Genomic DNA, 25226 nt, shown 5'->3' with positions numbered 1-25226 from the left:
TAATTATAATCAGTACTTATTTAATAATAAGGTAAAGAATATGGGAAGCGAAAATAGTGGTAAAGCGACTGCTTCGAAAATGACAGAAGTAGAACTGAAAGCTCGTGCTATGAAGGGAGTAGAGGTAAAGAAATATAGAGCTAGCCTACCTAAAGCAGGCTACGAAGGTGAAATAAAAATCGGAGATAGTAGTCTAGACGTAGCAGTAGTTGAAGGAGACATACGTATCATTAGGCAAAGTGCAATTTTTGATGCACTCGATAGACCTGTACGAGGAAGTGCAAGACTAGTAAACGTTCCTACATTCATGGATGCTAAAAACCTACAACCTTTTGTATCTGATGACCTAAAAAAAGTAATCAAAAAGATAGAGTATATTGACTTAAAAGGTAACATCCAAAGTGGATATGATGCGAATATACTTCCATTAGTAGCTGATTTATATTTAAAGGCCAGAGAGGAAGACAAATTACATGCGACGCAAATAGAATCCGCTAAGAAAGCAGAAATACTGGTAAGAGCCCTATCACAAGTAGGTATGACTAGTTTAGTTGATGAAGTTACAGGTTATCAGGAAGCTCGAAAAAAAGATGCTCTTGCCAAGTTATTTGAGAAATTTATAGACAATGAATTACAGGCTTGGATTAAAACTTTTCCTGATGATTACTATAAAGAGCTATTCAGATTGTATGATATGCCCTATCCTCCTGAAAATGGAAAGGTAAAGCGTCCAGGGTTCTTCGGACATGTTACTAATAAAGTAATATATAAAAAGCTAGCGCCTGAGATACTACCAGAGCTTAAAAGTAAGGCGAAAAAATTAGGTAATAAAGGTACTAGATTGCATCAAGTTCTAACTCCAGATAAAGGTCACCCCGAGTTATTACAACTAGTATCTTCTGTTACTACTATTATGAAATTATCTAAAACGAAAGAAGAATTTTTCGAAACAGTAGATAAAATACATCCAGATTTTTCAGAAAACTATGATTTATCATTAGTTTGATATTTAATCATTACTTAACAGGAAAAGTATATGCATAGTTCTAACCGCGGTATCAATTTAGAAGATATTTCTGTGAATTTTTTTATTCTACTTATTATTTTTCTGCCTTTCTTAGGATCATTATCCTTAATGGCAAATAATACTGGTACTGCTCATAGTCTATGGGCAGGTGTGGCTGGCACATCTGTTATAGCGATGCATTATGTATCGAATAAGACGGGCATCGGTAGTGCTAAAGTTGTTAATAGCATAAGTGTTGTCATGATAATTCTTATCATATGGCAAATGATATTGCACATAAGCTAAACTCTACCCAGCAAAAAAGGCCGCTCCCTAAAGAGTAGCCTTTTATCACTAACCAATTTTTATTAGCTGACGTCTTTGAGCTTAAAAGTATTCTAAAACAGTCATACTGAACTAGAAATATGTTTGTTCAATAAATTATACTTAAGTACCAACATACCTATAAAGGACTGTCATGACCATCACCACTATCCAGCTATTTACTTTTATCATTGCTGTATTCATATTTATCATGACGCCGGGTCCTGGTGTGTTTGCCACTATTGCCAAAGCCATGACACAAGGCTCTTGGGCGGCGCTACCTTTAATCATTGGCATTGCCGCAGGCGATACTATTTATATGGTGTTCTCCGCTTATGGACTGAGTGCATTGGCAAGCAATTTCAATACATTGTTCACTATAGTTAAGTTTGTAGGTGCAGGTTATTTGTTTTACTTGGCGTACAAGATGTGGACGACTGTGCCAAGTGAGATTATTACTGGAAATGTAGCGCTAAAGAATAAGAATGAGGGGTTAAAAAGTGTAATGTCGGGCTTTTTGATATCTATTAGCAACCCAAAAGTTATTTTATTCTACATAAGCTTGTTACCGAGCTTTTTTCCAGTAACCAGTCTGACTGGGGTAGATATTACAATTTTATGTCTGGTAATTTTTGGCTGCGCCATTGTTGCCATGATGATGTATGCCTTTATGGCAAGCTATGCGCAAAAGCGTCTAAAAAGTCCTAAAGCCCGTCAGAAATTTAACCGAGTAGGGTCTTCATTTATGGGGTTGGCTGGTACATGGTTGATAGCGAAGGGTTAGGTTTATAATACAAGGGTGGATAAATAGCTCTTTGGATAGACGTTTATCCAAGTGGATTAAAGTGGCCAAATTGAGGAAAAGATAGAACGTACGGTAGATGCACGGGTGATGAATGTTGAGCGGGGGTTTGTTTAAGTAAGGTCATCTTTTATAGGGAGCCAGTCCTGCTTACCTTTCAGTCTTTAGTCTAGTAAGTCGGTTTCTTTTTAAATATATTCGTAGACCTAAGAGTTTAGGTTCTTCAGGTTATTTGAATATTCCAACCAGTTTTCAATAGCTGCTTTACTATTAGGGTTATCGGTAACTCTTTTCTTTAATAATTTCAATGTCCAACGTCTTACTTCTTCACTCTTAAGGATAATGATGGAAGGTTTATAGGGGGTGGGGAGTATATTTTTCCGATAATTACTAGTTACTAATATCCAATTTTCATCACTTAGTGAAACTCCGTTAGTAAATATAGTCTGCACTATTTTTCTAAATCTAAAGGCAGGATGTTGCAGGGTTTTTCGGATATACTGCTTCCGGTCTCTTTCATCATCAATAGGTTGCCAAAGAACTGCGCTTAAGTCATCTTCTTGAATATCTCTCATAGCTTCGAATAGCTCTTCACTATGATAGCCACTTTTATAAAAACGTTTGAAAGCTTCACAAATCAAATCCATGTCATTTGTTTGCTTTATTTCTAGTTGTCTATCTTTGACTACCTGAACTAGATAATCATAGAATATATCATGAGATTCTACACGATGTGAATACCACTGATGCTTATGCCAAAACTCTGAGCTCTCTAGAACTTTACTACTGATATACATTTCTATTTGTTCTTGTAATTGATTAGCTAGATCTATAGCACCGTTCTTTCTGAGTATATTGCAATGAAAACTTAAGTTATTAAGGTCCTCCTTATCTATATCAATCCTTCGAGTCACATTATCAAAAAGTCTTTGGTTAAATCCATTTTCTGGACTTAAGCTATGATACTCAGTCATCAAATCTCGCTTTTCCCTATCACTTTCTAAAGATTTTTCATTGATTAAGTCTTGGTTTAGCAGTCTTTCGAATTTTTCACTATCTATATCAATATTTGTAATAAGTTCGATAACAACTTCAGTCCACCCTTCCATACGAAAGTTAGGGTAGAATTTTGAAAGCTTTTCCTCTACATCGTCTTTCTTAGTTCTAACAGTTGCTTTTAATGCTTCATCATCACTTTTTAAAAAGATATCTAATCGGTCATCGAGACCATCTTCGGAAAAATACGTTTCTAGCTCTCTCATGTCGACATCAAGAACTTTAGGAATGTCATTAACAAGTTTGATAATAAGAATTTGTCTTAGTATTTCTTCCTTGCTCAACTTTGATAAAGATGATGAGTGTTTTATTATCTCTTGATAGATTTTCTGAACGCGCTGATAAAATCTAAGATTTCTAACCCCCATAGTTTGATAAAATTCCTCGTATATAGGAAAAATTTCATCATCGTTAACGGTTTCTTTAACCATTGATAATGAATCATTTAAAATTAGTATTTCATCAAATACTTTTTCCTTATATTCTCTAAATTTCTTATCTGCTTTACCTTCATGTAATATCACTACTACTTTACAATTTTTTTCTAAGCTTAAATGATTCACTAAACCCATCACATCTTTAATGTCTAAGTTTTTAGATAGCCTTTCAATATCGTCAATGCAGATCAAAGTATCTCCAATAAGACTGGTAATGGCACTACTAATTAAGCCTTTACCAAGAGACAAAGTGACACCTGTACCTTCGAGTTTTGGTAAGTCTATAGCATCCAATCCTTTCTTAAATATACCTTTCAGTCCAGTAAGGTAGTCCTTCTTTTGAGTAGTAGCATGAGTGCTAAGTGCAATCTCAAACTTCAAAGCATCTATTGAATCAACGCCAAATAGCGAAACATAAGAGTATTTACTGACTCCTAAATCTTTGTGTTTTTTATGATAGAACTCTTTCCAAAAATGAGTTTTCCCAATTCCCCATTCGCCAGTTAGTGCAATAGCAAATGAGCTTTCTTTGTCAATTAGATCTGCAAGTCGTTTTTCAAGACTTTCTACATTTGCCATTGATAACTACCTTATAGATGCTCTTAGAATAAAAATTATATTATCACCAAACTTAAAACCTCACCAACAAAAAAAGGCCACTCCCCAAAGAGTCGCCTTTTATCAATCATTCACTGGTTTGTCTTAGCTTACGTCTTTTAACCCTTGCTCAAGCATTGGCTTTAAGAACTCACCAGTATATGAGCCTTTGACTTCCGCTACTTCCTCAGGTGTACCTTCAGCGATGATGAGTCCGCCACCTTTACCGCCTTCAGGGCCAAGATCAATTACCCAGTCCGCCGTTTTGATGACATCGAGATTATGCTCGATGACGACGATGGTATTACCTTTATCACGTAGCGTATGCAGGATATGGAGCAGCTTATAGATATCATGGAAATGCAAGCCGGTAGTTGGCTCATCCAAAATATATAGCGTCTGTCCCGTATCACGTTTGGCAAGCTCACGAGCCAACTTCACACGCTGCGCTTCACCGCCAGACAGTGTGGGTGCAGACTGACCCAAACGGATATAGCCAAGACCAACATCCATCAACGCTTGCAAGCGACGATAAATCGCTGGAATGGCTGAGAAGAACTCAGTCGCGTCTTCAACGGTCATATCCAGCACATCAGCAATGCTCTTGCCTTTGTAATGAATCTCCAAGGTTTCGCGGTTATAGCGTTTGCCTTCACAAGTGTCACACGGCACATACATATCAGGCAAGAAATGCATCTCAACTTTGATCAGGCCATCACCTTGGCACATCTCACAGCGTCCGCCTTTGACGTTGAAGCTAAAGCGACCGGGCTTATAACCACGGGCGCGCGCTTCTTGCGTTTGCGCAAACATCTCACGCACAGGGGTAAACACGCCCGTATATGTCGCTGGGTTCGAGCGCGGCGTACGACCGATGGGGCTTTGGTCAATATCGACCATTTTGTCCAAATGCTCAAGACCACTGATACTCTCATGCTTGTCCGCGATAAGCGTCGACGCATTGTTTAACTGTGTCGCCGCCAATGGCATGAGGGTGCGGTTGATCAGAGTTGATTTACCTGACCCCGATACGCCCGTTACACAAGTCATCACACCAACAGGAATGGTTAAATCCACATCGTGCAAGTTATTGCCTGATGCGCCTTTTAGCTCAATCGTCATCGGTACTTTTTTGGCTTTGGCCTTACCTTTGACTTCGACGTCCATGGTTTTGGCTTTATGACGAATGGTTGGAATCTCGATCTGTCTCTTACCTGACATATATTGTCCAGTGAGTGATTCTTTATTTGCCATAATGTCATCGACGGTGCCTTGAGCGATGACGTGACCGCCGTGGACACCTGCGCCGATACCGATATCAATCACATGATCCGCTTGACGAATGGCGTCTTCATCATGCTCAACGACCAGTACGGTATTGCCCAAATCACGCAGACGCGTTAAGGTTTTTAGCAGGCGATCATTGTCACGCTGATGCAGACCAATAGATGGCTCGTCAAGCACATACATGACGCCCATGAGACCCGCACCAATCTGACTGGCAAGACGAATACGCTGTGCTTCACCGCCTGATAAGGTTTCAGCAGAGCGAGCAAGCGTCAGATAGTCCAGACCGACACTGACCAGAAAGTTTAGACGCTCATTAATCTCTTTAAAGATTTTCTCCGCGACTTCGCCTTTATGACCGCCAATCTTCAGCGTTTTATAATAGTCGGCGGCATCACCGATAGACAATTTAACGATTTCGGCGATGGTTTGGTCATCGACGCGGACATTGCGTGAAATTTCATTGAGACGAGCGCCATCACAAACGTTACAGGTGGTATCAGCCAAATATTTGGCCAGCTCATCACGCACGAGGTTGCTTTGTGTTTTAGCATAACGGCGTTCTAAATAAGGTAATACGCCTTCGAACGGCACGGTTTTATTGGTTTTGCGACCGCGCTCATCCGTGAAGTTAAAGGTCAGCTTTTCTTTGCCAGAGCCATGCATGAGGATATCTTGCTGCGCTTTTGGCAAATCTTGCCACGGCGCATCCATGTCTATCTTAAAATGTTTGCAAACCGTTGAGAGCAAGCCAAAATAATAAGCATGACGCTTATCCCAACCATTAATCGCGCCTTGGTTGAGTGATTTTTCATGATGCGTAATCAGCTTTTCGGCAGCGAAATACTGACGTTTGCCCAAACCATCACAGCTTGGACACGCGCCGTAAGGGTTGTTAAAACTGAACATGCGGGGCTCAAGCTCAGGTACGGCGCGATCACAGATGGGGCATGAGTGTTTGGCTGACATTACTTGATTGGCATCGCCACCTTCTTTAGGATTACCATCCATAAAGTGTAGCGTGACAAGTCCCTGACCCAAGCGTAGGGCGGTTTCTAAGCTTTCGGCGACACGGTTGCCCAAGTCATCACGGACTTTAAAGCGATCGACCACCACTTCGATGGTATGTTTTTTCTTCTTATCGAGTGTTGGTAGCTCATCGGTATCATACACATCACCATCAACGCGTACACGTACAAAGCCCTGACCAATCAATTGCTCAAGCAGCACGGTATGCTCACCTTTACGCTCACGAATCACGGGCGCTAAGATCATGATCTTGGTGTCGGCTGGCAATGCCATGACTTGATCGACCATTTCAGTGACCGATTGCGCGACCATCGGCTCACCATGCTCAGGGCAGAAAGGCGTACCAATACGGGCGTAGAGGAGACGCAGATAGTCATAAATCTCGGTAATCGTTCCCACTGTTGAGCGCGGGTTATGGTTGGTCGATTTTTGCTCGATGGCAATCGCAGGAGATAAGCCCTCGATACTATCGACTTCCGGTTTTTCCATTTGGGATAGGAACTGGCGGGCGTAAGCGGACAAACTCTCGACGTAACGACGTTGTCCTTCGGCATAAAGCGTATCAAATGCCAGTGACGATTTGCCTGAACCAGATAGACCTGTAATTACCACGAATTTATCTCGCGGAATGTCCAAGTCAATGTTTTTTAGATTGTGCGTGCGAGCGCCGCGTATTGCAATATGGTCATGTGCCATCGTTTATGAGTTTCCTATTTGCTAAAATTATATTTAAAAGAATGACTAAAATTAAAAAAGGTGAGTTAAGTGATTGATCAAAAACGTGGGTAGTAAATTATGTATTTTAATTTTTATGTTATTTGGTTTCTGGGTTTCATGGTACTGATAAGCTACTGAGCGAATTTAAATCAAATAAGCATTAAGTAACAGCCATTGTCTGTTATAGATTTGGTCAGGTACTGTCATTTTATAGGGGCATTTGTCACAAAGCTTATCGAGCAATAATATTTAAGACGCCTTACTTTATTGTCACGATTGACCCATTATTCAAGGTAAAGTGGGATAGTAGATGCACTTGGTAACAAAATTATCATGACGCATTGGTAGATGGTGGTTACCACGCTATAAAGGTGGTATAAGACTTTCAAAATGAATCTGTTATGGCGCTGCATCAAGCCCAACGAATTATAATTGCCTGCGCTAATATAAAAAAATTTACCAGTGATATACAGCTATTAATGATTCAAGGTACTGATTTTATTGGGCTCTAGTGATGACAAGGTTAGGGTTGATAATAGTGCGCAAAGACAAAAGTCTCGGCAACATGATGGCGAATGTCTTATACTAGAGGGCTTGATTTTTAGGCTGCCGCCTTGATAGAGCAGTAACGACAGATCAGAGGGTAATGATCGTAATTCATAGCGTACTTATAATAGGTCAAAGTGCCGTTGTGATGCGTTGCGCACAGTAGTGATCAATCAAAGCGCAGTTGTGATAAACCAGTGAGGCCAGTATGAATAGCGTAGAGAAACGAGCAATCCTCGGAGTCGGTGGTATTTTTGCTTTACGAATGATTGGCTTGTTTATGATTGTGCCGGTGTTTTCGGTCTATGGTAACAATTATGCGCATGCCACGCCGTTTCTAATCGGTTTGGCGGTTGGTATCTATGGGTTAGGGCAGGCCATTTTTCAGATACCCATGAGCCTGGCCGCTGATAAGTTCCCGCGTAAGCCGATTATATTTTTGGGTTTAATCTTATTTGCGCTAGGCGGTATGATTGCGGCAAATGCGACAGACATTTATGAGGTGATCATTGGTCGAGCGCTGGCAGGTAGTGGCGCGGTTTCTGCGGTGCTCATGGCGTTATTGGCAGATGTGACGCGTGAAGAGATGCGTACCAAAGCAATGGCGACAATGGGATTGACCATTGGTACATCCATCATGCTTGCTTTTGCTTTTGGCCCGTTATTGGTGGGTGCGCTTGGTATTTCAGGACTGTTTTGGTTGACCTCAGGCTTTGCTGTTTTGGCCATGTTGTTGCTGTTGTTTGTGCCCACACCACTACGCGTGCTCAAGCACAATTTAGATAACAAGTCGATCCGTGAGCAGCTAGCCACTGTCCTCAAGATTGGGGATTTAAACCGCTTGCATATTGGTGTGTTTGCGCTACACCTCACCATGACCGCGATATTTGTCATATTACCGCACCAGCTTAATGAGGTACTGGGTTTGTCAGTTCGTCAACAAGGCATGGTGTATTTGCCGCTCTTATTCGTCGGCTTTGCCATCGCCATTCCCTTTATTATTATCGCTGAAAAACAACGTAAAATGCGCCAAGTGTTTTTAGCCGCCATTGCACTGATGACCGCAGCCTTAGCATTGCTTGCCTTTGGCAGTCAGGTCGGTGTTGGCATTATCTTGGGACTCTTGCTGTACTTTATGGGTTTTAATTTGCTTGAAGCCACGATTCCCTCATGGATCTCCAAGCGCGCCCCTGTCGCCAATAAAGCAACGGCGATGGGTTTGAATTCATCGAGTCAGTTTTTGGGTGCTTTTGTTGGCGGCGCGATGGGTGGTTTGTTATTGAATCAGTCCAATTTGCTCGCATGGGGCTTACTGGCATTGGTCATGGCCGCCGCTTTGTTTCTGATTATCCCCATTGCCCAGCCGCCATATTTATCAAGCACGACCGTAACGATTCCAAAAAACATCAATATACAAGACTGGTCACGGCAGATGCTGGCGGTAGAAGGCGTGGATGAGTTGGTCGTTATGGCAAAAGAGCAAGTCGCTTATCTAAAATTAGATAAGACCCAACTGACAAATGAGTCGCGACAAGCGCTGTCGCATTTGGCGCAGAGCCCCCTAGATATTTAAACAAAAATTGGTTAAAGTGACATCAAATTACTGATAGTATTCATTGGTGCTATAAAATTAGTATCTATTAATACGATTGGATTCGTATTTATTAATGCGACTAAAACGATTCAACAGATCATTCATAAGAAGAGGACGGTATCATGCGCGGAGTTAATAAAGTTATCATTATCGGTAACCTTGGAGCAGATCCTGAGGCACGTCAGTTCAACAATGGCGGCAGCGTAACCAACATTTCGGTTGCCACGTCAGAGCAGTGGACAGACAAGCAAAGTGGTGAAAAAAGAGAGGCGACGGAATGGCATCGTATCTCACTGTTCAATCGTTTGGGCGAGATTGCAGCACAGTATTTGCGTAAAGGCAGTAAAGTCTATATCGAAGGCAGTTTGCGCACCCGTAAATATCAAGATCAAAATGGTCAAGATCGCTATATCACTGAAATTCGTGCAGAACAAATGCAGATGTTAGATGGCCAAAGTGGCGGTCAGAGTCCGGATAATAGTAATTTCGGTGGTCAAAACCAAGGCGGCTATGGCAATCAAGGCGGTCAAAACAATTTCGGCCAGCAATCAAACAATCAGCAAGGTGGCTATAATCAAGCAGGCGCTGCTCAAGGTATGCAAGGTGGTCAGAACGGCTTTAATAACACACAGAATGCCCCAGCGCAACAAAACCAGTTTAACCAACCAGCACAGTCTAAGCCTACTGCCATGCCTGACGGTCCTGTAGATGATGATATTCCGTTCTAAATCCTATAGTGAGTTCGGTATAAAAACGATACAGCGGGACGTGTATGAATTTTTTGCAGCCTCTGTCTGCGCAGGCACAGCAAGCCAGAAAAATTTATATTAGTTCCGCGTCATAAAATAACGTATCTGTTTTATTTAGACTCGACTATATACGAAGAAAAGATAGAACTTAATACGACTTTTTATGTGTCAAAAACTCTGCTACGGCAGAGTTTTTTTATGTCCGATGATAAATGATACGGTCAGCCCCCATAAAATGGTTGCGTTAAGAGAATCAGGTAACCAGTCGCAATTTTCTCGCAGATTTTTGTCTCAAAACGGCGAAGCCTTTACTTTACTGGCATCGCATCACATTACAGTAGCGCTAATATAAATCGATTATCCATACAGAGTAGAGTAAGAAATTAGAGACTGAAAAGACCAGAAATACTTTCTTAAAATAATAGTAATGGTACCAGCAAAAATTAGTTTGCTATCTTTTATAAGCTTTTTAAAAAACGTTTGTTTATTTTCAATAAAAAATACTATTTCTTATTATGAATGATTGAAGAATTCATAGTTAAAGTATCAATGGCTAAAGTATTTAAACAGGTTTAAAAAATAAATAATTATTGGTATGAGCGGAATAATCAGGTTTCTATGAGAATTTCTCTACCTTAAAATTCTTAAAAATTACCTTTCATACCCTATATTAACCGTCTGTTCTATTGGTTTAATTATTAGTAGAGGTTTATTTAAAGGGGTTGATATAATCCGTTCAAATGAAGAATCCTGATAATAGGGAAGATTGGATTTTTCGCTAAAATCGTTTTTGACGATCAACATAAAATTAGAGTTTGGTCACTTAATGGCTTTAAACATAAAATTCATTTGGTCGGCAGCTCATTATAAAAGCGCCCACCTTACTGTTACTGCTGAGTACAAAAAATGAATTATGATCATGTATTTCAAAAAACTGCTTTGGGTAGAGAAGAGATAAAGTCCCAAGCTCAGGGTATATTGCCAAGAGAGGCAAGAACATTACTCATCATGATTGATGGCAAACGAGACTACAAAAGCTATCTTGATACGCTTGACCAAAGCAAAATGTTTGCAGGCTTTGGGGGTGTAACGCCGATTTTTGAGCTTCTTTTAGAACTTGATTATATTGACATTGTTGGTGGTGCCAAAACGACCTCTCAAACGTCTATTGTCTCTGACTCTCAACCGTTAAGTCCACAACCAGTTGACTTTCAGCTCATTAATTCTCAGCCAGTAGCGTCCTCTCCTAATATAAATACTGAGACAGAATTTGATCGTACGTTCAACGATAACTCGCCAAGTAAGGCGGCAGGGATGGGTAAAAGCTCGATAGGAAATATGTTTAAATCCAAATTGTCTCGTAATAACTATGAGACGATCAAATCAGATTTGGCGATTTTTATCGAAAAAAACGCCCCTTCTGTAGAGGCGTGGGGATATTTACTGATGCTAGAACAATGTGAGAACAGTCGGCATTTATTGACGTTAGTACAGGAAATACAGAATACCAGTCATGGAGACTTAGGGCGCGGCATGAATACATTCATCAAAAGAATTCAGTACTAATATTTTTACTGTCTATGCAGTAAATAGCAGGTTGTAAAAAAGTACTAAATGGACGTGTTTGTAAAAAATAACGAACGAAATGGAGTATGTGATGGAATCAGTTGAATTGTCAGAATTAAACCGCCTAAAAATGCTCCATGGAGAGCATATCATCGTACGTCTGACCTATATCAGCCGTTATAACGATGATAACCCTAATGGCGAAGTGACGCGCATCCTTGCCCAAGCTCAAGAAAACAACGAGCGTAATGGCATCACTGGCGCATTGGTATTTAACCACAATTACTTTTTGCAAAGTATTGAAGGGTCAAGACCTGTTATTAATGAATTGCTCAGAAAGTTGGTGAAAGATGATCGGCATTATGCCTTACAAATCATTGAATGTTGTGAAGTCGAGCAGCGTCACTGGAATAAATGGTCAATGAAATATTTAATTCCAAGTGAAGAAAATAAAGGCTTAGCACTTAAGTTTTCAACTGGCTCTCAGTTCAATCCTTATTTAATGAATACCAATCAAATTATAATGCTGATTGAGACGTTATCAGAACTTCAAGAGCAAGAAGCAGCTAACGCTTCTCAAAAGAAGAAATCTTGGTTTTCTATTGGTTAATCGGTGTTTATAAAAACTATCAACCCCTATGACACTTTTATGAGAGATAAAATATGAAACCAGAGACTTCAGATGCGCATATTTTAATGAGCATGACATACGCTAGCCGCGCAAACCCAAATGTATCTGCTAAAGATTTCAATGAAATCTTAAAGCAAGCCCAAGTGAATAATGCCGCTAATGGTATTACTGGTATGCTAACGTTTAACAAAGATTATTTTTTGCAAACCATAGAAGGGCCAAGAGCGCAGATCAATCGTCTACTTTATAGTTTGATTGCCGATGAGCGACATTATGATTTGCAGGTTATTGAAACTCGGGAATTGACACATAGAGTTTGGTCGGAGTGGTCTATGAACTATGCCACACCGACTGAAAAGAATGCGGCCATTTACTTGAAGTATTCTACCACGATTGATTTTAATCCGTATTTATTGAGCGCTCAATCAGCGAACGATCTAATGGATGAGCTTAGTAGTAAACATAACTAGAACGAAAGAATCTGTTACTTAAATTTAAAGATTGGCTATTTATCAAGCAGCATAGGCGCTGTATAAATGAAGACAAAGGTGGCTAAACGATAGCATCAGCAGTCAATAGCTTCACCACTTGAGATTCACTACTTGAGAAAATAGTCGCTATAGTGAGTTCGGTATAAAAACGATACAGCGAAATGGATATAAATTTTTTGTAGCCCTTGTCTGCGAAGGCACAGCAAGCCAGAAAAATTTATATTGGTTCCGTGTCATAAAATAACGTATCTGTTTTATCTAGAATCTACTATAGAACAACAGATTTTTTATATATGGATTTTTTAGCCTATTATTTATTGTTAGTTATAAGTTCTTATAAATAAATGTTTATAAAAAATATCTTTTAAAATTAAAAATGTAAGTATTGTTTTATATAGTTAATGAATAAAGACATTGTTTGCTTGTTTGTTCTTAATGTTATTGAGCCTTATATAAAATTCTATTAATTTTATATTGATTTTTTATGAATATTTGTTTATATTATAGGCCAATATAAAGCTTTAAATAGAATCTCATTGACCAACTAAAAGTAAAAAAGGTTAATAAATTTATTTTCTTGTTTAATATCAAACGAATAAACGGTTTTTAGATATGAATATATGTATCAATACTATATTGATACTGGTTTTCTCATTATACCGTTATCCCCTATATCTTTCATTATACGACTGGATTTACTATGAGCAAAAATAACGCAATTGACTTAGATAGCCTAAACGTGGATGAGCTACGCGCGATCACTGAAAACGCTCAACAGCTTATCGCCCAAAAACAACATCAACGTTTATATGATGCCTACATGCAGTTTGAAGAAATTGCAGAAAATAGCAATGCAACTATCGAAGAGATTCTAAAAGCGGGTGAGAAGCTGGAGAAAAAACGCAGCATCAAATACCGTAATGTCGACAATAATGAAGAAACTTGGACAGGTCGTGGTCGTAAGCCAACTTGGTTGGTTGAGGCGCTAGCCGCCGGTCGTGATCTTGAAGACTTTGCTATTTAATAGATAAATGATCACTCAGACCGTCTAATTTGCTTCAAATGTAGCGTTGATCGACAGCCATTCATGCACCAATAGTGAACGTTGTGGTCATTAACGCTTGCATTGATAGTAGGTGAAAGCCAGTATCTGTATTGCCAATATTTTGGTAAAAAGATACTGGCTTTTTTTCTGTCATCTGTATGCCATTGTTTGCTATGATAATGACGTTTTGTCTCATAGAAGAGTTACGCAACCGTGCCCCAAGTATCCGCATCGTCTCATAAGCGTCCTCGCAAGCTATGGTGGCTAGTTGGGTTCATCTTGTTTGCCCTATTTGCTATATTGCAAATGCCAGCGTCATGGCTAGTGGAGAAGTATGCCCCTGATACGCCTTATGTACAGCACGTCTCTGGTAACTTGTGGCAAGGCTCAATCATTTGGCAAGTGCCTTTGACAGCGATACCGCTCACAGGGACGGCCGAATGGTCATGGCAGCCATGGCATCTGTTACTAGGCAAACTTGGGGCAGATGTCGATATTCATTCAGACCAAACCCGATTAAACGGACAAGTAAAAGTAGGTCTTGACTCATGGCAAGTGGTTAATATGAGTGGCAAGATTGCCCCTGAGACGCTCGCCAGTGTGGTCGACTGGCAACTGCCGAATACGCCTATCCAAGTCAATAATGTATCCTTAAAACGTCAATCTGGCTCAACTACGGCAAGTACTGAAGCAAGCAGCAATAATGCTGGGTTTAGCGAAGCGGACGGTCAGCTAATATGGGTGGGCGGCGAGGTGGGTTATCCAAGCGGTAACAAGGTTTTTTATCTCACGATGCCAGTGATGCGGGCTGAGCTAAGCGCAGAGCAAAAAAACAATAAAAATCTTTTACACATCAATTTACTCAACAATCAAGATAAACGTCTAGGTGACTTATATATCGATAACGATATGATGCTGGATGTCAGTTTAACTCAGCGTTTATTAGAGAGCATGCCTGAGTACAAAGGACAAGCGCCGCAGGATACGCCAGTCGTCAGTGTCCGTCAACCGTTACTCACTGGATTGGGGACGCGCTAGATATGAATGTCTCCCAAAGTATGAAGCCTGTGCTTAATGTCTTCAATCGCTTCTCAGGATGGTTGTTGCTATTAGCCATCGCTTGGCTATGCTGGACAGTAGCTAGGCTATTGTGGTTGTTATTGGCGCCGCCGCTTGCGCCTGCCTTGCCACTTGCGCCTTTGCAAAACAATGCGGCTTCTAATAAAGATAACAGTAGCTTATTCGCTATCTTTGCCGATCCTGACCCGGTTGCTGCCGCAGTACAGCCGCCGCCCAACATTGGGCTGAAAGGAATACTGCTTGCCATTCCAGAGAGCTTGTCATCAGCCATGCTCGACGTCAATGGCGAGGTGAAAAACTATCGCATTGGTGATGAGCTAAAGGGTAGTAACTATACGCTTATCGCTGTCGACTGGAATGCTGTTATCATCGCTGATGCCAATGACAAGCAAACTGTTATCAGAATGCCAGAAGCCATGCCGCTGGACCAAAGCGATATGATAGCGGATGGTATCAGTAACCAGCGTTTACCAACCAACAATATGCCACCAACCAACCCTCAACCCCCTCAAGATCCTGAATCAGCCAATACTGCTAGCGAAAGCAGCCCGCAATCAGCGATTGAAGAGGCGGTCACAGCGTTGCAAGAAAACCCAGCCAGTTATTTGAGCAGAATGGGAGTCATGGCATCGGGTGACAACTATCAGGTGACAGCAGCAATGCCATCCAAGCTGCGTAATCGTCTAGGGCTTGAGCCAGGCGATCAGGTATTGACGGTCAATGGGCAAAGCGTGGGGAACAATCCGGCACAGGATGCTGGCGTGCTTCAACAGGTACAGCAAACAGGTGAAGCACAGATAGAAGTGCGACGCGGCGAGCAAGTTATTACCATTCGTCAGCAATTTTAGGCATTTTAGACAGGCTAGAGGGATGAACCTCTTATTTTAAACCAACAAAGCTTTAGTTAGTGTTATTGTGAGCACCTCTCTCATCAAGTGCTCTCAGTGTAAAATCAAATGCTCGGCATAAAATCAATCCAGTACCTCCTAAGCGACATCATTTTAGGTAAACATAAATATGGTAAGTTCTCGTAATTTTTCAGTCACGCCTTTGCACCATATCTTGCAGCGTCTGATGCGCCTGTGTCGTCCCCTTTGTCTTGCCGTGCCCTTATGGGCAGCCAGTGCAGGCCTTGCAAATGCTGAGAGCTGGAAGGTCAACTTACAAGATGCCGATATCAAAGCCTTTATCAACGAGGTGGCGACCATTACGGATCAAAACTTTGTGCTTGATCCTCGTATCAGTGGTAACGTCACAGTGATTTCTAATAAAGCTTTATCGCGTGATGAGATTTATCAACTATTCTTGAGCGTCATGCAAGTGAATGGAGTGGCCGCGATTGATTCGGGAACGACCATTAAACTGGTGCCAGACAATGTGGCCAAACAGTCTGGTGTCGCGGTTGATTTGCGCGGCAATAGTGTGGGTGAGACGTTGGCCACGCGTGTGATTTACTTAACCAACACCCAAGCGGCGGAAGTACTGGGTGTTATTCGACCGTTGATGCCGCAATCCGCTCATGCCGCTGCCGTACCGGGCGTCAATGCGTTGGTACTGTCTGATCGCGCCGAGAGTCTTAACCAATTGACCGCCCTTATTCGAGATCTTGATAGTAATGTCAATGATAGCCTACGTGTGATACCGCTACGCCATGTTGATGCCGAACGTATGATGGATTTAATCAGCTCGCTAGTGATGACGACAGGTGGCGCCGCCGGACAGGCACAAGGCGGCAACAACCAGCTTAAAGTTATTGCAGACGCCGCCAGTGATCGACTGCTAGTCAAAGGCAGTCCTGAGATGATTGCCAAAGTTCAAGAAATGGTCAATCAGTTGGATACAACGCCGACAAGACGCTTGAGTGGTCTGCGCGTTTTTCGATTGAAATACGCCAGTGCCGGTCACATCGCAGAGATGCTCCGAGGCTTGCTTGCCAATCAGTCACTCAATAGCGCCAGCGCGGCTTCCTCATTAGAGTCAGCGTCATTGAACAATGCCAGTAGCACCACAGGCACTTCATTGGGTGGTGAGACCAGCGGTATCAATACCAGTGCGGCGAACTCACTTGCTTCTAGTCCTAGTCCAAGTGGTGGTGCTGGAACGGACGCAGGTGGTCGACCGTTTAGTATCATTGCCGATGAAACCCAAAACGCTGTCATCGTCAATGCCGCACCTGAGCTGATGTTTGAGATTGAAGATGCGGTTAATCAATTAGACAATCGCCGTGCGCAAGTCTTGATTCAAGCCGCTATTGTGGAAGTCTCAGGAGATGATGCCACTCAGCTTGGCGTACAGTGGGCGCTTGGGAATGCCAATAGTGGTTATGGCGTGGTTAACTTTAATAACGTTGGTGCCAGTGCGACATCGTTGGCAACTGCTGCATTGGCAGGTACTGGTACGGCTGGTGCAACAGCGCTTAGTAGTGCTGCCAGCTCTATTGTTGGCGCCTTGGTAGGAATTGGTGACAGTCGAAAAGACAGTCAAGGCAATACCCAGTTTTATGGTGCCATTTTGCAGGCGCTTGATTCATCCACCAGTGCCAATTTACTGTCTATGCCATCGCTCTTGACCTTGGATAATGAAAAAGCCAGTATCTTAGTGGGTCAAAACGTGCCTTTTGTGACGGGTTCTTTCACCACCAGTGGCAACAACTCAAACAACCCGTTCCAGACCATTGACCGCCAAGATATTGGTATTAATCTGAATGTTATTCCGCACATTGGTGATAATGGCACCGTACGTTTGGAAGTATCACAAGAAGTGTCGTCAGTGGTCCCAGGCAGTACAGGCAATGCCAGTGGCCTCATTACCAATAAAAGCCTGATTAATACGACGATTTTGGCCGATGATCAGCAGACCATCGCGCTAGGTGGCCTTATGCGTGACAACACGACCACGCGCCAACAAAAGGTGCCCGGTCTGGGAAATGTGCCGGTCATTGGTCGCTTATTCCGCTCGGATAATGACACCACCCAAAAGAGTAACTTAATTATCTTCTTGCAACCCACCATCCTGCGTGATGGCGGCGCGGTCGCCAGTGTGACTGAGCGCAAATTTAATCAAATGCGCGTTCTACAGTTGGTCATTGATAAAAATGGCACTATTAAACAATTGCCATTGAGTGGTACAGAAGGCTGGAATGGCGATGTTAGTGCAGATTATGAGTTGATGCCACTCAACCCACTTATTCCCAAACGCGATCAAACGCCAAAAGCGGCGCCTCAAGGATTCACTCGGGTAGACACACCTAATAACGGTATTACCACTTATCCCCTAAACCGCTGATGTCTTAAAAAAGGTGTTTTTATAATTCTTGAATCTAGATTTTTGAATCTAGCGCCTGAGTATAGTTCTTTGACATAGTTCCTTAATGTAGAGGCTGTACGCTATAGTCAGTCCTAAATAAAAAAGATACGCATATGCTCATGCGACACTGGCAACCATTTTCCTTGCTTGCTGTGCCTACGCTGACAGAGGCGGCGCAAAATGGTTGCCAGTGTCGCTGTATTTCTTTTATAACAGATCGACTATATCTCTTGAGACAGGCAATTCACGATAAACCTTACATTAGTTTGCATATTCATTACACAGGTAAACACAATTGTCTCTATACATTCGTATACTAGAAACTATCAAATGCTAAAAGCTGCTAAAAGCTATTGAGCACCTGATAAATTCTATTGAGAAGACGAGCTTGCCTGCAAGCGTATAAAGGTGAAGAGAATACAAAAAGGGAGATCAAGACGAGAATGGAGGCAGCAAACATAAAAAAGTGGGTTACGTTAGTAGGTGTCGCCGCCGCCTTGTTAGTGATTCCAAGACGCAGCAGTCAAAAATCTGACCCAAGGCATCCCAATAAAGACCCTATTGGCAGAGACAAAGATAAAGACAACAAAGAGGAGAGTAAGATTTCTAATGCAAAAGGTAAGAATTAGAGAGAATAATAGTCCATATTGTGTCTTATAAGAATTAAAATTAGTGTTGTTAATCATTAAACTCATCGTTGTAAAGGAGCGATAAGGTCATTATTAATCATTATTAGCCTATGTTTTTGTCCATTGATTCACAACGCAAAGCTTGGTTAAAAGTATTAATTTTGGAGTTTATAAATGACCACGAACGATTCGCATATTCAATCTGAACCTATCTTACCTCGTATCTATCCATTGATTGATACGCATACCCATTTTGATGCCCCAGTATTCGATAATGACAGAGACCTTTTAACCCGCAAAGCCTACGAGCAAGGTGTGCGCCATCTTGTACTAGTGGGTTACTTGTACCAGCATTTTGAGCGCATGTACGCCACTGAACAATCAATCAAGCAGACCTTACAATCCTCCATAACAGATAACGATGCGCAAGATAAATCGGCTCCTAACGTCCATATTGCGTTAGGTTTGCACCCTTTTTATATTGAACGTCATAACGAGGATGACCTTAAAAACGTGGCAAAAAAAGTGGCAGAGCAGCGACCATTGGCCATTGGTGAGATTGGTCTTGATACCTTTACGGCTACTATGAAAGAGCCTGATATATTTGCGAAACAAGAGCGATTTTTTAAAGCACAACTGGATATAGCGGTGGCTCATCAGTTGCCAGTGATGCTACACATTCGTAAAGCTCATGCAGAAGTATTAGCCATACTAAAGGCTCATGAGTATGATGCTCACAAGCTTGGCGGTATCGCGCACAGTTTCAGTGGCGGCGTACAAGAAGCAAAAGCGTTTGTAAAATTGGGCTTTAAACTCGGGGTTACTGGTCAAATCACCAACCCAAATGCCAAAAAGTTACGCCTTGCTATCCAAGGGGCAGTAGAGGAATATGGGTTAACGTGTCTGGTTATAGAGACTGACTGCCCTGATATGACGCCTATCATGTGCCAAAAACGAGACAGTACCCAAGGCAATACACAAGACAGTCGCTCATCAATGCACAGCCAGAGTACAGGTGATGAGTATGATGATGTGCCGATCCATGATAGAAACGAGCCAGCCAATTTGCCTTGGGTGCTATCAACGCTAAGCGAATTACTCGATGTAGCGCCTGCTGTCCTCGCTGAGCAATTGTGGCACAACAGCTGTACTGCTTTACAAACGACATGGACTTATTCAAAATGAAGGTTGCAATCTGTACAGACAATACAAAGATAAGGGTGACCGTTGTGAGTGGACAGGGTTTTTAACGACTCATTACTGTCCATTACTATCAGCCACCATGCATAATTACAAAGCGTGAATAACTACAAAGACAGCGACTAATCTTCCATTAACGATGAAAGCAGTGGTTGATCTATTAGTGATTAAAATCGTCATCGTTAAATTGGCACTGACTAAATTGGCACTGATTAAAATAAAGATTATGAAAACCATTCAAGATAAAAGAGCATATAATTGGCTATGAGTGAAACACAACCACCTGAATTACTTACAAGACCACTTGTCGACTCTGACGCGTCTACGTCGCAAGAAGTCGTTGAAGACAGTAGTGAGCAATATGAACGCCGCTTCCAAGGAACGCAAACGCTCTATGGTACAGCAGCCGTTGATACGTTTGCTGCCGCTCACGTCATTGTTATTGGCATTGGAGGCGTGGGTTCTTGGGCCGCAGAAGCCCTAGCTCGAACCGCAGTTGGGACAATCACTCTGATTGATTTGGACATATTGGTGGCATCAAACGTCAATCGGCAACTGCCCGCGTTAGATAGCACGTTCGGTCAAAGTAAGATTGAGGCAATGGCGACACGTATACGTGAGATTAATCCCAAAGTAATGGTAAGCTTGGTAGATGATTTTTTGACAGCAGACAATGTAGAGGCGTTACTACCCAGCCGTCAAGAAGCCAAGGCTGCAGCTGACCAAGGTCGTCCTATAGTGATATTAGATTGTGTCGATGATATGAATGCTAAGCTGGCTATCGCGCTGCATTGCCGTTTTAACAAGTTAAAATTGGTTTGTGCAGGCGGGGCTGGTGGTAAAATAGACCCTAGTCAAATCAGGGTAAGCGATTTGCGTGAGAGTTATCAAGACCCGCTGCTTGCCAAACTACGTAATAAGCTGCGGCACGAAAAAGGCATCAATAGTACGCTAAAAGAAAAGTTCGGTATCAAATGTGTTTATTCTACAGAACCGCCTCGAGTAGATAAGAGCTGTCAAACGGGTGGATTACATTGTGGTGGTTATGGCTCAGCAGTCGTTGTTACTTCGGTTGTCGCAATGATGATGGTGAGCGAGGCATTACAGTTGCTGATAAAACAGACGAGCACTAAACCTAGCGTCTGAATTACTTAAGGGAGTCTATCTTGTCTATACTTAACTCACCTAAACCCAGCTACCCAGTAGCGTTAGACGAAGCCGAGCGCATTAATAAGCTTAGGAAGTATCAAGTGCTTAACGATAACGAAGAACCTGCGTTTAGACGTCTTATTGACCTTGCAAAGCTGTTTTTTGATCTGCCAGTCGCTACCATTACCTTTATGGACGAAGAGACACAGTTTTTAAAATCAGCCTATGGACTTGACAATGTTTGTCAAACGCCACGCGACGTCGCGTTTTGTAACTATACCGTCCTATCTAACGATGTTTTTGTCGTTCCAGACTTAGCTGAGGACAGTCGCTTTAGTCAAAACCCTTTGGTAACAGAGCCGCCTTATCTGCGTTTTTATGCGGGTGCGCCTATTATTTTGCATGAAGACAATAAAAGCTACCGTTTGGGATCTTTGTGTCTGATGGACATGAGTCCTAACTATAATTTTGATAAGCAGCAAGCGAAGATATTGGCTCAGTTTGCAAAAATGGCAGCAGATGCCTTGCAACTACAGGACAAGCAGCGTGATGCCAAACATGCCAACGAGATGAAGTCGGACTTTTTGGCCAATATGAGTCATGAAATTCGCACGCCGATGAATGGTATTATTGGTATGGTCGAGATGCTGGGTAACACCAAACTGACCAGCGAACAGCAAGAGTATATTGATAACATCAAGGTTTCTAATGAACACTTGATGTCTATCATTAATGGCATTTTAGACTTATCAAAAGTAGAATCTGGAAAAATGACTATTGATTCTATTCCAGTCAATTTGTCTGCTTTATGCAATGAAGTGGTGAGTCTCTTTGCCGTCAAAGCGCGTCAGCGAGGTTTGATTTTAGATTATCACTATACTGAGTCACTATCGCCTTATGTCCAAGGCGATCCGGTGCGTCTCAAACAAATCATCGCAAACCTTGTCAACAATGCCATTAAATTCACTCGTGAAGGTGGACGAGTCAGTATTGACGTCAAACATCTGCCAAATTGTCATTGTCACGAGCATGATGAGCAAAACTCTGAAGAACGTTCAAACGCTCAAAAAGATCTTTTGAGTAAAGATGCGTCTACCCATTCGCCTCATGACGTCATGACCCTATGTATCGAGGTCAAAGACACAGGCGTTGGTATCAAAGCTGAATCGTTAGAAGCGATATTTGATGCTTATGACCAAGCGAATAAATTTACACACCGTCTCTACGGTGGTACAGGGCTTGGACTTTCTGTTTGTAAGTCTCTAGTTGGTTTGATGGGTGGTTATATTGATGTAGATAGCGAAGTGGGTGTCGGTACTGTTTTTAGCGTGCTGTTGCCACTACCGACCATCAACGAAAACCAATATGAGACGTGGCAAAAGTCCCATGATTTCAACTTGGTTGAACCCACTCATGAGCGGGCAGGTCACATCTTGCTCGTTGAAGATGATGCCGTCAATGCCATTATTGCCAAAAAAGCTTTGACCAATAGTGGTCATACCGTCACCCATGTCACCGATGGGCAGCAAGCGATTGAGATCTTTGCGCTGTCTCCTGAGCGTTATGATGTCATCTTGATGGATCATCATATGCCTATTTTGGATGGGGTACAGGCAACGATTAAGTTGCATGAGCTGTATGATCCGCAGTCGCTACCGCCGATCATTGCTTTGACCGCCAATGCGATGGATGGTGAGCGTGCCAAATATTTAAAAGTTGGTATGCAAGATTACTGTACTAAGCCATTCAAGCAAGAGCAGTTGAATGCCTTGGTACAGTACTGGCTCATACAAAAGCAGTTGGACAACGAAGAGTAGATGGTCAAAAATAGTTGATCATAATTGCAATTGGCCTAACCGCGAGCTTAAGTCTGGTAGTTACAAGCATGGTGGTTATAAAGATAGTAAGCACCGATACAAAAAAGCTGAACCATTTTATGAGTGGCTCAGCTTTTTTGTTAGACGATAGACAGAAAATGTCTATTGGTCTTAAGGGTGATTAGTTGACGCGAGTCTGATAATCACCAGTACGAGTATCAACACGTACCACTTCGCCTTGCTGTACAAACAAAGGCACACGTACAACGGCACCAGTTTCTAGCTTAGCAGGTTTGCCGCCGCCGCCTGAGGTATCACCACGCACACCAGGATCGGTTTCAGTGATTTGCAATTCAACAAAGTTTGGCGGAGTAACGGACAAAGGCGCACCGTTGAATAGAGTAATGATACACAAGGCGTTACTGTTTTCTTTTAACCACTGAGGGGCATCACCCATCGCATTCTTATCTGCTTGGATTTGCTCAAAGCTTTCAGGGTGCATGAAATGCCAAAACTCACCATCGTTATACAGATAGTTCATTTCAGTGTCCATCACGTCAGCAGCCTCTAAGCTGTCACCTGATTTGAACGTTTGTTCCAACACTTTACCGCTACGAAGATTACGCAATCTAACGCGGTTAAAGGCTTGGCCTTTACCAGGTTTGACAAACTCGTTTTCGAGGATGGCGCAAGGGTTGCCATCGAGCATAACTTTTAGACCAGCTTTGAATTCATTAGTAGAAAAACTTGCCACAAGAGACTCCTAGGGGTTGTAAATATGATGATAGGTAGGGCTTACTGTACAAAAAGCTGCGGTTACGCCAAATGCTGAGAGGGTAACTGGTAGACTTTGATAGGGTGCCCTGTAAGGGCGTATAATATCGCCTTTTAGGCACAGATAGTAGGCTGTCATGATAAACCATTTAATCACACAAAAAAACTGGCAAACGCAATTATCCGAAGCCATTACTTCCGTTGACGAGCTACTAAGCATCCTACAACTTGAATCCCTACGTGCCGACGTCTATGTGCCCAAGCATTTTGAGCTGCGAGTGCCGCGTGCATTTGTGGCAAAGATGCGTGCTGGTGATCGCAATGATCCTTTACTCAAACAAGTATTACCAGACCAGCGCGAACTAACCAAGGTAACGGGCTATGTGGCTGACCCTTTGAGTGAAAACTCACAAAATCCTGTTAAGGGCATGCTTCATAAGTATCAGTCAAGGGTATTGTTAACCATTACTGGCGCTTGTGCTATTCATTGTCGTTACTGTTTTCGTCAGCATTTTGACTATAGTGCTAATATGCCCACGGCGAATGTAAAAGCGCAAATTGTCGATTATATTACGGCTCACCCTGAGATTAATGAAGTGATTTTGAGCGGCGGCGATCCATTAAACGTTACAAACAGGCGTTTATTTGCTTGGTTGGATACGCTAGAGGCCATACCGCAACTGACCACCATTCGCCTGCATACGCGCCTGCCGTTAGTGATTCCAACCCGTTTGGATGAGGCGTTGTTAGATAGGTTGTCACAAAGCCGCTGTCAGATTGTCATGGTCATTCACTGCAATCATGCGAATGAGATCGATGCATTTACCTCGGCGCAGTTACAGCGCGCGCAAGCGTCTGGTATTACTTTATTGAATCAAGCCGTTTTGTTGGCAGGTATTAATGATAGCGTGGAGGTTCAAGCACAGCTAAGCCAGCGTTTATTCGCTTCTGGCGTTTTGCCTTATTATTTACATGTATTAGACAAAGTGGCTGGCGCTGCTCATTTTGATAGTGATGAACGGTTGTCAGTTGCGCTTTACTGGTCAATGTTAGCCGCACTGCCAGGTTACTTGGTGCCAAAGCTAGTAAGAGAGGTGCCGAACAGACCGTTTAAGGTGCCAGTTAACATTTACAATGACGACGAAAATAGACACTATGGTCGGTTGAAAAATTAATAAAAAAGAGTGAGGGGAAAACAGAGATTGGTTTTTTTGGTCTCTGTTATTTGTTATATATCTCTAGCGTTTTATGCGTTGTTGTTGTGTGTTATTAACCTCTATATCAAATGGGTTTGCCAGTCATTATAAAATACCGACAAATTATATTTTATTTAAAGAAACTAACGGGTTTTTGGTGACAAGTTAATCTGCAGCCAATTAAATTATTGTCTATAA

The 25226-nt window shown here is 42.1% G+C and carries 20 protein-coding genes; 17 read left to right on the top strand and 3 right to left on the bottom strand.

Going from position 1 to position 25226, the window contains the following annotated elements; all coding sequences use genetic code 11:
• Positions 1-40: 40 nt before the first annotated feature.
• The 3 genes from AAJP47_RS02455 (at position 41) to AAJP47_RS02445 (ending at position 2114) form a co-directional block, all read left to right on the top strand.
• Complete coding sequence (locus tag AAJP47_RS02455) at positions 41-1006, top strand: P63C domain-containing protein (RefSeq protein WP_346716316.1); 966 nt, start codon at positions 41-43, stop codon at positions 1004-1006.
• 30 nt (positions 1007-1036) lie between these two features.
• Positions 1037-1312 (top strand): hypothetical protein, encoded by a 276-nt coding sequence (locus AAJP47_RS02450; protein ID WP_346716315.1) that lies wholly within the window; start codon positions 1037-1039, stop codon positions 1310-1312.
• A gap of 172 nt (positions 1313-1484) precedes the next feature.
• On the top strand, positions 1485-2114 hold the full coding sequence (locus AAJP47_RS02445; RefSeq protein WP_346716314.1) for a LysE family translocator: 630 nt from the start codon (positions 1485-1487) through the stop codon (positions 2112-2114).
• A gap of 224 nt (positions 2115-2338) precedes the next feature.
• Here the strand turns inward: AAJP47_RS02445 and AAJP47_RS02440 are convergent, their stop codons facing one another.
• Positions 2339-4204, bottom strand: a complete 1866-nt coding sequence (locus AAJP47_RS02440) for a P-loop NTPase fold protein (protein ID WP_346716313.1) — start codon at positions 4202-4204, stop codon at positions 2339-2341.
• 123 nt (positions 4205-4327) lie between these two features.
• On the bottom strand, positions 4328-7234 hold the full coding sequence (gene uvrA / locus AAJP47_RS02435; RefSeq protein WP_346716312.1) for an excinuclease ABC subunit UvrA: 2907 nt from the start codon (positions 7232-7234) through the stop codon (positions 4328-4330).
• Positions 7235-8009: 775 nt separating this feature from the next.
• Between uvrA and AAJP47_RS02430 the strand changes: the two genes are divergently transcribed.
• The 13 genes from AAJP47_RS02430 (at position 8010) to AAJP47_RS02370 (ending at position 23058) form a co-directional block, all read left to right on the top strand.
• Entirely contained in the window at positions 8010-9374 is a 1365-nt protein-coding gene (locus AAJP47_RS02430) for an MFS transporter (RefSeq protein ID WP_346716311.1), read from the top strand.
• A 143-nt stretch (positions 9375-9517) separates the two neighbouring features.
• Positions 9518-10123, top strand: coding sequence for a single-stranded DNA-binding protein (gene ssb / locus AAJP47_RS02425; RefSeq protein WP_346716310.1), 606 nt, complete (start codon positions 9518-9520; stop codon positions 10121-10123).
• A 927-nt stretch (positions 10124-11050) separates the two neighbouring features.
• Complete coding sequence (locus AAJP47_RS02420) at positions 11051-11710, top strand: hypothetical protein (RefSeq protein WP_346716309.1); 660 nt, start codon at positions 11051-11053, stop codon at positions 11708-11710.
• A gap of 91 nt (positions 11711-11801) precedes the next feature.
• A complete protein-coding gene (locus AAJP47_RS02415; RefSeq protein ID WP_346716308.1) occupies positions 11802-12320 on the top strand; it encodes a BLUF domain-containing protein in 519 nt (172 codons plus the stop codon).
• Positions 12321-12373: 53 nt separating this feature from the next.
• Positions 12374-12811 (top strand): BLUF domain-containing protein, encoded by a 438-nt coding sequence (locus tag AAJP47_RS02410; RefSeq protein WP_346716307.1) that lies wholly within the window; start codon positions 12374-12376, stop codon positions 12809-12811.
• Between the two features lie 721 nt (positions 12812-13532).
• Positions 13533-13856, top strand: coding sequence for an H-NS histone family protein (locus tag AAJP47_RS02405; protein ID WP_346716306.1), 324 nt, complete (start codon positions 13533-13535; stop codon positions 13854-13856).
• 234 nt (positions 13857-14090) lie between these two features.
• The gene (gspN, locus tag AAJP47_RS02400) at positions 14091-14915 is read left to right on the top strand and encodes a type II secretion system protein N (protein ID WP_346716305.1); all 825 of its coding nucleotides are present in this window, start codon (positions 14091-14093) and stop codon (positions 14913-14915) included.
• 2 nt (positions 14916-14917) lie between these two features.
• Entirely contained in the window at positions 14918-15805 is an 888-nt protein-coding gene (locus tag AAJP47_RS02395; RefSeq protein ID WP_346716304.1) for a type II secretion system protein N, read from the top strand.
• A 169-nt stretch (positions 15806-15974) separates the two neighbouring features.
• Complete coding sequence (gene gspD / locus AAJP47_RS02390) at positions 15975-18242, top strand: type II secretion system secretin GspD (protein WP_346716303.1); 2268 nt, start codon at positions 15975-15977, stop codon at positions 18240-18242.
• Between the two features lie 464 nt (positions 18243-18706).
• Positions 18707-18892, top strand: coding sequence for a hypothetical protein (locus AAJP47_RS02385; RefSeq protein WP_346716302.1), 186 nt, complete (start codon positions 18707-18709; stop codon positions 18890-18892).
• 174 nt (positions 18893-19066) lie between these two features.
• On the top strand, positions 19067-20077 hold the full coding sequence (locus AAJP47_RS02380) for a TatD family hydrolase (protein ID WP_346716301.1): 1011 nt from the start codon (positions 19067-19069) through the stop codon (positions 20075-20077).
• A 279-nt stretch (positions 20078-20356) separates the two neighbouring features.
• Complete coding sequence (locus AAJP47_RS02375) at positions 20357-21238, top strand: tRNA threonylcarbamoyladenosine dehydratase (RefSeq protein WP_346716300.1); 882 nt, start codon at positions 20357-20359, stop codon at positions 21236-21238.
• Positions 21239-21258: 20 nt separating this feature from the next.
• The gene (locus AAJP47_RS02370) at positions 21259-23058 is read left to right on the top strand and encodes a GAF domain-containing hybrid sensor histidine kinase/response regulator (RefSeq protein WP_346716299.1); all 1800 of its coding nucleotides are present in this window, start codon (positions 21259-21261) and stop codon (positions 23056-23058) included.
• A 181-nt stretch (positions 23059-23239) separates the two neighbouring features.
• Here the strand turns inward: AAJP47_RS02370 and efp are convergent, their stop codons facing one another.
• A complete protein-coding gene (gene efp / locus AAJP47_RS02365; protein ID WP_346716298.1) occupies positions 23240-23812 on the bottom strand; it encodes an elongation factor P in 573 nt (190 codons plus the stop codon).
• A gap of 157 nt (positions 23813-23969) precedes the next feature.
• Between efp and epmB the strand changes: the two genes are divergently transcribed.
• Positions 23970-25007: an EF-P beta-lysylation protein EpmB gene (gene epmB / locus AAJP47_RS02360; RefSeq protein WP_346716297.1), complete on the top strand. Its 1038-nt coding sequence runs from the start codon at positions 23970-23972 to the stop codon at positions 25005-25007.
• Positions 25008-25226 lie beyond the last annotated feature (219 nt).

The organism is Psychrobacter halotolerans (assembly GCF_039680845.1).
Taxonomy (GTDB): Bacteria; Pseudomonadota; Gammaproteobacteria; order Pseudomonadales; family Moraxellaceae; genus Psychrobacter.
The sequence above is the reverse complement of the archived record's forward strand: the minus strand, read 5'-3'. Positions and strand labels throughout refer to the sequence as shown.